The sequence below is a fragment of the Herminiimonas sp. genome (assembly GCF_030645555.1).
In the GTDB taxonomy this organism is placed as follows: Bacteria; Pseudomonadota; Gammaproteobacteria; order Burkholderiales; family Burkholderiaceae_D; genus Oxalicibacterium.
In genome coordinates this window covers 1-2242 of the sequence record NZ_JAUSME010000192.1, presented here as the reverse complement: position 1 = coordinate 2242, position 2242 = coordinate 1, and the positions used below count along the sequence as shown (strand labels likewise).

The window sequence follows — 2242 nt, the reverse complement described above, 5'->3', positions numbered from 1 at the left end:
CAATATCAAGGAATTCAAGCCCGGCGTGGCCACTGCCGAAGACATACAGCGCGTGCATTTCTGCGTGCCGGGCATAGACAAGATCGTGCATGCATCACACCTGATTGCCGTCGGTGGCTTCATTACCGCAGCAGACAAGGTGATGACGAAGGAAGTCGATAACGCGTTTGCGCTGGTGCGTCCTTGCGGCCATCACTCGATGCGCGTCGTACATGGCAGCCGCGGCTTTTGCACGCTGAACATGGAAGCGATCATGGTCGAGTACATCCGCCACAAGTATGGCGTGAAGAAAATCGCGATCGTTGATACCGACTGCCATCACGGCGACGGTTCGCAGGATATTTTCTGGCACGACCCGAACACGCTGTTCATCTCCATGCATCAGGATGGCCGTACGCTGTATCCGGGTTCCGGCTTCCCGGACGAGCTGGGTGGGCCGAATGCCTTCGGCGCCACGATCAACCTGCCGATGCCGCCGGACACCTGCGAAGAAGGTTTCCTGTACGTGCTGGATGAAATCGTGATGCCTATCGTGAACGAGTTCAAGCCGGACCTGATCATCAATTCCGCCGGACAGGACAATCACTATTCCGATCCGATCACGAACATGAAATTCACTGCGCATGGCTATGCGGTCTTGAATCAACGGCTCGCACCGGATCTGGCAGTGCTGGAAGGCGGTTACTCGATCGAAACTGCCCTGCCCTACATCAACACCGGCATCATACTGGCGATGGCAGGCATGGATTTCAGCCACATCAAGGAACCGGACTATGACGCGGAAGATCAGAAGCAGCCAGCTGCGATAGGCGCCTACCTGGAAAAATTGAAGGATGCGACCTTCCATCACTGGAACAATCGCGAAACCTTGCGCGAGCAGGTCTATCCGCAACAGGAATTCCACAAGCGCAGCATGGACGTGTATTACGACACCGACGGCATACGCGAAACCATCAAGGAAACGGTGCGCTCATGCCCGGATTGCGGCGGCACCGTGGTCATCGATTCGCGCTGCGACGATACGCACAATCACATCCTGGCGGTACAGATTCCGCGCTATGCCTGCGCGCCTTGCCGCAGCTATGGCGAAGAACAATTCAATAAAACGGAGATAGGGCGCGCCATTGGGCAATATACGCAAGCCTTCCTGCAGGACAAGGACCAGGATCGCTATCTGTCCAAGTGACAGGTCCCAGGTAATGCGGTTACAGTGCCGGCTCAAGCCGGGTCGGCACTGCTTTAGCTAGAAGTGAGTAGGAGTTCGCAACGTTCGTTCAATCAGACATGCGCCAGCGCATGCAGCACATCTCTGCCGTAAGGCGACAGCAGCCAGCCCACACCAGCGCCATGCAGCAGCACCGTGATCCAGTAAATGCGCTGGAAGGAAGCCTTGCCGGTTTTATGTCGCAGAAATTTTTGCGCCAGCCACCCACCCGGCCAACCGCCCAGCAGATCCAGCGTGTGCAAAGTGTTTTCACTAATCCGCCAGCGGCTCTTGCGCGCCGCCGCTTTGTCGCTGGCATACGCGACAAAGGAAATCGCACTCATCGCGGCATACACCCACAGCGCGAAAGCGGCTACATGCTCATTCGTCATCGATGGGTTGCGCGACTCAAAGGAAAATCGGTTCCGGTTCCAGCAACACGTCAAAGCGCTTGCTCACATCGGCTTGAATCGCGTGCGCCAGCTGGGCAATGTCTGCACCGCTGGCACCACCGCGATTGACCAATACCAGCGCCTGCTTTTCATACACGCCGGCAGCACCAGCGGTCTTGCCTTTCCAGCCGCACTGATCGATCAGCCAGCCGGCGGCAAGTTTGACGCTGCCATCGGGCTGCGCATAATTCACCAGTTGCGGATAGCGCGCGAGCAAGGCGTCGCGTTGCACTGTTGTGACTACCGGGTTCTTGAAGAAGCTGCCGGCATTGCCGATCACTGCGGGGTCCGGCAATTTACGTGTGCGGATTGCAATCACTGCCACGCTGATGTCTTGCGCGGTCGGCTCGCTAATGCCGCGTGCCGCCAGTTCCTGCGTCACGTCTGCATAGCGCAGATCCGGCTGCCATTTCTTAGGCAAGGCAAACGTCACATCGAGCACCACGGCCCGGTCGCGCAAGCGATGCTTGAACACGCTGTCGCGATAGCCAAACATGCATGCATCCTTGTCGAGCGTCACCTGCTCGCCAGTCTCGAAATCGAACAGCGTGAGCGCGTGGAACCTGTCCTTGATCTCTATCCCATA

3 protein-coding genes are annotated in these 2242 nt (G+C 57.4%); 1 reads left to right on the top strand and 2 read right to left on the bottom strand.

Annotated elements, in window-relative coordinates:
* The coding region (locus tag Q7T06_RS07450; protein WP_304782758.1) for a histone deacetylase at window positions 1–1186 on the top strand (1186 nt) is incomplete at its 5' end.
* A gap of 92 nt (window positions 1187–1278) precedes the next feature.
* Here Q7T06_RS07450 and Q7T06_RS07445 read toward each other — a convergent pair.
* Together Q7T06_RS07445 and murB are read right to left on the bottom strand one after the other, a co-directional pair.
* Complete coding sequence (locus Q7T06_RS07445) at window positions 1279–1596, bottom strand: DUF1294 domain-containing protein (RefSeq protein ID WP_304782756.1); 318 nt, start codon at window positions 1594–1596, stop codon at window positions 1279–1281.
* A gap of 16 nt (window positions 1597–1612) precedes the next feature.
* Window positions 1613–2242: UDP-N-acetylmuramate dehydrogenase (murB, locus tag Q7T06_RS07440; RefSeq protein ID WP_304782754.1), on the bottom strand; the 630-nt coding region annotated here is incomplete at its 5' end.

Excerpts from the sequence above, each read along its gene's own strand:
- Q7T06_RS07445 (WP_304782756.1), bottom strand. The coding sequence starts at position 1,596 with ATGACGAATGAGCATGTAGCCGCTTTCGCGCTGTGGGTGTATGCCGCG.